Source organism: Methylobacterium sp. J-088 (assembly GCF_022829295.1).
Lineage (GTDB): Bacteria > Pseudomonadota > Alphaproteobacteria > Rhizobiales > Beijerinckiaceae > Methylobacterium.
On sequence record NZ_JAKSYH010000011.1, the window covers coordinates 1 to 6,309 of the forward strand.

6 protein-coding genes are annotated in these 6,309 nt (G+C 64.4%); 4 read left to right on the forward strand and 2 right to left on the reverse strand.

Annotated elements, in window-relative coordinates; translation table 11 throughout:
* Window positions 1–397: 397 nt before the first annotated feature.
* The 3 genes from MKK63_RS00210 (at window position 398) to MKK63_RS00220 (ending at window position 4,471) form a co-directional block, all read left to right on the forward strand.
* Window positions 398–1,213 carry a helix-turn-helix domain-containing protein gene (locus MKK63_RS00210; RefSeq protein ID WP_243997586.1) on the forward strand — a complete coding sequence of 272 codons (816 nt, stop codon included), beginning with the start codon at window positions 398–400 and terminating at the stop codon, window positions 1,211–1,213.
* A 430-nt stretch (window positions 1,214–1,643) separates the two neighbouring features.
* Window positions 1,644–3,335 (forward strand): methyl-accepting chemotaxis protein, encoded by a 1,692-nt coding sequence (locus MKK63_RS00215; protein WP_243997588.1) that lies wholly within the window; start codon window positions 1,644–1,646, stop codon window positions 3,333–3,335.
* An 89-nt stretch (window positions 3,336–3,424) separates the two neighbouring features.
* Window positions 3,425–4,471 (forward strand): HD-GYP domain-containing protein, encoded by a 1,047-nt coding sequence (locus MKK63_RS00220; protein ID WP_243997590.1) that lies wholly within the window; start codon window positions 3,425–3,427, stop codon window positions 4,469–4,471.
* Window positions 4,472–4,504: 33 nt separating this feature from the next.
* Here the strand turns inward: MKK63_RS00220 and MKK63_RS00225 are convergent, their stop codons facing one another.
* Together MKK63_RS00225 and MKK63_RS00230 are read right to left on the reverse strand one after the other, a co-directional pair.
* Window positions 4,505–4,999, reverse strand: a complete 495-nt coding sequence (locus MKK63_RS00225; RefSeq protein ID WP_243997592.1) for a PAS domain-containing protein — start codon at window positions 4,997–4,999, stop codon at window positions 4,505–4,507.
* 187 nt (window positions 5,000–5,186) lie between these two features.
* Complete coding sequence (locus MKK63_RS00230; protein ID WP_243997594.1) at window positions 5,187–5,612, reverse strand: hypothetical protein; 426 nt, start codon at window positions 5,610–5,612, stop codon at window positions 5,187–5,189.
* A 172-nt stretch (window positions 5,613–5,784) separates the two neighbouring features.
* On the opposite strand from MKK63_RS00230, the gene MKK63_RS00235 reads away from it, so the two are divergent.
* A partial coding sequence (locus MKK63_RS00235; protein ID WP_409564453.1) for an outer membrane protein occupies window positions 5,785–6,309 on the forward strand: 525 nt, incomplete at its 3' end.

Here is a 6,309-nt window from a genome sequence, read left to right on the forward strand (position 1 = left end):
AGCGCATTAGCAGGCTGGCTCGCGTTGGTGCTGCGACCCGGCTCCATCACCGTCCGCAGGCCCACGAACCGTAGCGTTGACCGGATTGATGTCGGCCACGCGCTGTCAGCGTTGACTTAACCGGGCCGCGCGGCCGACATGGGCTGTGCCGGCCTGGCCCGCCTTGGCGAGTCGAGAGCCGGCAATTCAGGAGACCATCGCCGCGGGATAGACCCTGAAAAGCCAACAGCCCCTTCCCGGCAAGGAAGAGGCTGCTGAAAATCCTGAGGCCTGGTGGGGCCGCGTCGTTGCTCCCCACAAGCCATGAGACCCCCCGGGGTGTCAAGACGGAACCTGTTTCCGTCAACGGGAAGGCTTTGCCTGGACCCTAGCCGCGGCCCGTGAGGGACCGGGTTCGATGACCTATGCCGATGAGATCCGCCGACAGGTGGAGGCGGCTCCGTGCGCGGCGCTGCCGGCCGTCACGGCGTTGCTGTGGCGCGCCTACGGGGAGGGGAAGGTCACGGAGGCCGAGGCCGAGACGCTGTCCGGGCTGATCGAGGCGCGACGGCCTTTTTTTATAGGCGGGAAATTGAAATCCGACGGCGCTCAGCCGGCGAGCGCCCCGGCAGATCGTGTAGGATCGGCCAGGAGGGCCGTCGGCTCACGCCCGCGCACGGATGCCTCGATGGAGCGCCGCCGCCGTTGGGCCGCCTCGGGACGGCTTCCACCGGGGCTCGCGGCCCGGTTCACGCTGGCTGAGCAGGCGGTCCTCGCCCTGGTGGCGGCCGAGACAGCGCGCCGGAAGGACTGCCGCCTGTCGATCGAGAACATGGCCGCGGTCGCGGGCGTGTGCCGCTCAACCGTCAAGAACGCGATCCGTGAGGCGCGACAGCTCGGACTCCTGACCGTCGAGGAGCGCCAGATCACCGGCTTCCGCAACGACACGAACGTGCTCCGGATCATCAGCCCGGAGTGGCGGGCCTGGATCCGGCTTGCGCGGAAAGGAGGGCATGGGTCGTTACCCCCTGCACGAAGGGAGGGTCATCACGGCCCCGCCTCTCAAGGGGGAGGGGTCAAAACCGTAACCAGCACGCCTACTGAGGTTCTAGATCTGGGGAAAATGAGGCCGGCAGAACCGAAAGAAAGCTGCCGAGGGGCAGCAGGCGACCTCGACCGATCAGACCGAACGAGAATTCGCGTGGGTGGTGGCGCGGACAGAGCTATGCGGTGAAGGTCTACGGCCGGACGGTATGCCGAACGAACGCCGATGGTCGTTCTCCATATCGTCCCCTGCTTTTGCGGCGAGGCAGTCGATCGAAGGACTGGACACCCGTAAATACGGGAAGGTCCAGCGATCCGGCAGATCGCACTTTCCATCCTGAACAAGTGGCCGGGAGTTATCAAATGACGGAATTGTCGCCGACGAGGTATTGGACACCATCCGCGATTGAACCCGCAATTAAGGGTTGTGTCCGGGCAAGACAGTCAAAAAAAACAGTCATTTGATGTAATTTAAAGGTTATTGAGCTGCCGATAATGGCAAATTGGAGTGATTTTGACGTAAATTAAGCGCTAATTAACGAAATCGCTCAATTTTGATTTCTAGCCTTGCTGCTGATGGAAGGGCGAGGACTGCTTACATTCCTGAGAGAAGTTCTACGATGCGCCTGCACCTCTCTCTCAAGACCGCGCTTGCGGCTGCCTTCGGGCTACTCGCGCTTATCGCTGCGGGGCAAGGTGCGCTCTCGATCGTCAAGCTCGCAGGCATCCACCACTCTGTCACCCAAGTGGCATCGACTTGGCTGCCTTCGGTTGCCGCCGTAAGCCGAATGAGGGGAGCGGCTTCCGAGGTTCGGATCAAGCAGTTGCGCCTGCTCGCCCTGTCCGACAGCTCCGACCATCTCGCCGAAAATGATGCGCAGCTCGCCTCGACCCATGCCAACCTCACTGAGGCACGGAAGGCTTATGAGCTGCTGATATTTTCGCCGGAGGAGCGGGCCGTCTACGAGGCCTTTGCCTCTGTCTGGAGCCGGTTCGAGCGGGCTGATGCCGAGATGCGTCGGCTCATGAAGGCCGGACAGCAGGCTGCTGCGCTCGCTGCGATCAGCGGGTCAGCCACGGTGAAACTCTACGATGAAGCTCGTGCCGACCTTACCCGTATCGTCGTCCTAAACCAGGAGAACGCACGTCGGGACGCTAACTCCGCCATGGCCGAGGCGAATGCTGCCACGCTGGCCGCTTACGTTGCCGTGGCACTTGCGCTCGCCGCCGCTTGCGCTGCCACTGCTTTCGGTCTGCTGCGCGTATCCCGTCCGATCAAAACCATGATGCAGGCTATGGCTGCACTTGCTGGCGGCAACGCGGAAGCGGAGGTGCCGTACCGCAAGCGTCAGGATGAGATCGGCGCGATGGCGGCCGCCGTGCAGGTGTTCAAGGACAACCTGATCCAGACCCGGGCGCTTGAGGCAGAGACCGCTCAGGCGCGCCTAGCCGCCGAGGAGCAGCGCAAAGCCGGCATGCGCCAGATGGCCGACGGGTTCGAGCAGGCGGTCGGCGGGATCATCGGTCTGGTCTCGGCTGCCGCCACCGAGCTGCAGGCTACTGCCGGATCGATGTCGGCAATGGCGGGCGAGACCTCCGTGCAGTCCGGAGCCGTGGCGGCTGCCGCAGAAGAGGCGGCCTCGAACGTCAACACCGTCGCCGCCGCCGCCGAGGAGCTGGGCTCGTCCGTGCAGGAGATTGGGCGGCAGGTGGATGGTTCAGCCAGCCTCGCACATCTTGCCGTCACTGAGGCCGACCAGACCAGTGCCCTGGTGCAGGAGCTGAGTGCGGCTGTGTCTCGGATCGGCGATGTGGTCGGGCTGATCTCGACGATCGCAGGGCAGACAAACCTGCTGGCTCTGAACGCCACCATTGAGGCAGCGCGCGCGGGGGCAGCGGGGAAAGGCTTCGCGGTAGTCGCCTCGGAGGTGAAGGCGCTGGCCGAGCAGACCGCAAAGGCCACGGGGGAGATCGCGAGCCAGATCAACCAGATCCAGACCTCAACCGGTCAGGCGGTCGCTTCGATCGCCGGGATCACCGAGCGGATCCGGGAGATCAGCGGCGTGGCGACCTCAATCGCGGCGGCGGTCGAGGAGCAGGGTGCGGCCACGCAGGAGATCGTCCGCAACGTCAGTCAGGCTGCGATGGGCACCGGCGAGGTCACGAGCAACATCGCTGGGGTAGCGGGTGCGGCCGAGGAGACCGGCGCGGCTGCGAGCCAAGTGCTCGGAGCGGCCTCGGAGCTGTCGCGCCAGTCCGAGCACCTCTCAGCCGAGGTCGGGCGCTTCCTCGCGACCGTCCGGGCAGCCTGAACCGACAGGGGGCCACAGCTGCGACCCGGGACGATCCGAGCATTGGCACGGATCGTCCGGTCCCCGACGCGCTCAAACTAGGTAGTGCCATGGGCGAGCTTCTGCTGATCACGGACGATCTACGTCGGGCCGAGCGTCTCGCCCGTGACTTCGACGCTGCTACGGCCAGCCATATCCATGACCTTTACAGCGACAAGCTGCCGGCCATGCGCCCCGAACTGATTGTCAGCGATATCGAGGTGCTCACGTCCGACGCGATCGTCCGTCTGCGCCGGATCTTGGGGCAAGCCCGAGACGACGGGGTACCATTTCTCTTCCTCGTGCATGGCAATGCCGCTCGTGTCGAAGCACAAGCCCGAGTTTTGGGGGCGACTGCAACGACGCGCCCGCAGGATCTGCTCGGCGCCTTGGATCGTATGCAGCCACAGATACATGTGATCCCGATTGCTGCACGAGAGCAGGCCGTCGAGGCTAGGCGGTTCTTCGAACAATTTCTTTTCGCCGGTAGGCCGATCACGCCCGCTGTCGCCGACACTGGCACCGAGCTGGTCGCACGAGCTGTCAGCGAGAGCGGCATCTGCGACTGGATCCGGGCCGTCCAACTCTTCGACGACGCGACACACCAGCATTGCCTGCTCGTGGCAGCCCTCGCCGCCGCGTTCTCGGGCATGCTTGGCCTATGCGCCACTGACCGCCACCGCCTAACGAAGGCAGCTCTATTGCACGATGTCGGCAAGATCCATGTTCGAACGGCTATCCTGAACAAGCCGGGCAAACTCGCTGAGGCAGAGATGGCAGTGATGCGCACGCATCCGGCGCAGGGCTACGCCATGCTCGTAGACCAAGGCTTCGAGGATGAGGTTTTAGCGGTCGTACGCTCTCACCATGAGATGCTTGACGGTTCCGGTTACCCCGACGGATTGAAGGGTGAGCAGATCCCCGATCTCGTGCGGCTCGTCACCATCTGCGACATCTACGGCGCACTGATCGAACGCCGTCCGTACAGGCCCTCGATGACCGGTGAACGAGCCTACAGCATCTTGGAGAGCATGGTGGGCCAACTGGACGGCGATCTCGTTCGCGCGTTCCGTCCTGTCGCGGTAGCGTTCGATCCGTCTGCCCAGAGCGCGGCGTGAGGGCGAGACGGGTCACCGGGGTATGCAGACAGCTCACCGACGTTCCACAATCATCTCTTCGAAGACGGAGAGCGTTCGTAGGGCGCTAGTTAGGGCATCACCGCTCGCACTGATTGGCTCATAGCGTCCCGCTACGCCGGAAGCGGGCCGACCGACACGCCGGATCACCTCGCGCTCAAACGAGATGAAGCCCTCGATCTCACCACTCACGCTGTACAGCGGCCGGCAGTCGATCTCGACACGGTACTTCGTGCCGTCTCCGCGGTAGTTGGTTAAGTAGCCATGGAACCGGTTGCCGGATGCCAAAGCGCGCTTGAAGGTGTCGAGGATTTCTTCGCGTGTCTCTTTGCCCTGCATGAAGCGCGGACTCTGCCCGATGACCGTTTCAAGGCTGCGCCCAACCAGTCGCGCGAAGGCGGGGTTGGCGTAGTGGATGGTTGGCCCTGGAGCATCGATCATTGTGTCGGTGACAACGATGCCAATAGGCGCGTCTTCGGCAAGGGCCCGGATCAAGTCGAGGATTGTCATTCGTGAGGAACGCTGCCGAGACGCGAGTTGTGCGATGACCACAACCAGCGATAGGCGCGTATCGTGCCCACATATTGAGCGGATCTCTCTATCAGGCCCGCGAAATATCGGCCGCGCAGCCGCGTGATGGTCGGTGCGTCAGGGGAACTGGATACCGCAGGGCGCCGACCCACGGCCAGGGAGACCATCACAGATAGGGACCGCCGAACAGGTCACCGAGGGCCTTTCGCCGGAACAAGGTGCGCCAGCGTCTCCTCTGATGCTCCGGCCGATCGTGGATCATGTGGCAGCGCTGGCAGAACGCCGCGAGGTTGGCGTCTGCGTTGTTCGAGGTGTCGTGGTCTCGATGGGCTGCGGCCAGCACGACCCGGGTCCGACGGGCGAGGCCGAGTATGTCGGCCCCCGTTGCGATCCGGATCCGCCTGCCCCAGCCGTCGCGCCAGCGGCAGGCATCTGCGTCCCACCAGCGGCCATCTCCCAGGTGATAGACCATCCGCCCGTGCTGCCGTCCGCAGCCCTCGCAGCAGCCCTTCGCCCGGCCGAACCGGATCGCGGCCGAGAGCTGCGCCCAGTCAATCGGGTAGAAGAAGCGGTGCTCGGGCCGGATCGGCATGACCTCGCCCCTATGCTGCCAACCATGACAAAACTCTAATGGGGACTAAACCAACGCGCCTCCTCTGGCGCCTTATTCCTGCCGCAAGTGTGGCTGGAGAGATACATCTTTGCTGTAGCTTGTCCGGTACGGTGCCCTCAGATCAAGAAATCTGACGGGTAATCGCACAGTCATGAAGACGCTTCTGGCCTCGCTCGCTGCCTTCACCGCCCTGACGGCCGCCGCCTCGGCCGCCGACCTGCCGCGCCGCGCCGCCCCGCCGCCGATCTTCACCCCCGTGCCGGTATTCACCTGGACCGGCGCCTACTTCGGTATTAACGCCGGCTACGCATTTGACGCCTCCAGCCGCTCGAACAGCTCGGTGTTCGGCGTCCCCGCCCCCTACGCCGCTCGTGGCACGACCGCGACCTTCCGCGATCGTAGCCAGGACGGCTTCTCCGGCGGCGCCCAGGTCGGCTACAACTACCAGTTCACCCCGGGCTCCGGCGTCGTCGTCGGCATCGAGGCCGATGCCCAGTACCTCGACTTCGGCCGAAACCGGAACAACGCTTTTATCAACGGCGCCGTGGCCCCGGGCTACTACGTCACCGACCCGCGCGGCCTGTCGAGCCTCGACTACTTCGGCACCGTGCGCGGCCGCCTCGGCTACGCCTTCGACCGCACCCTCGTGTACGGCACCGGCGGCTTCGCCTACGGC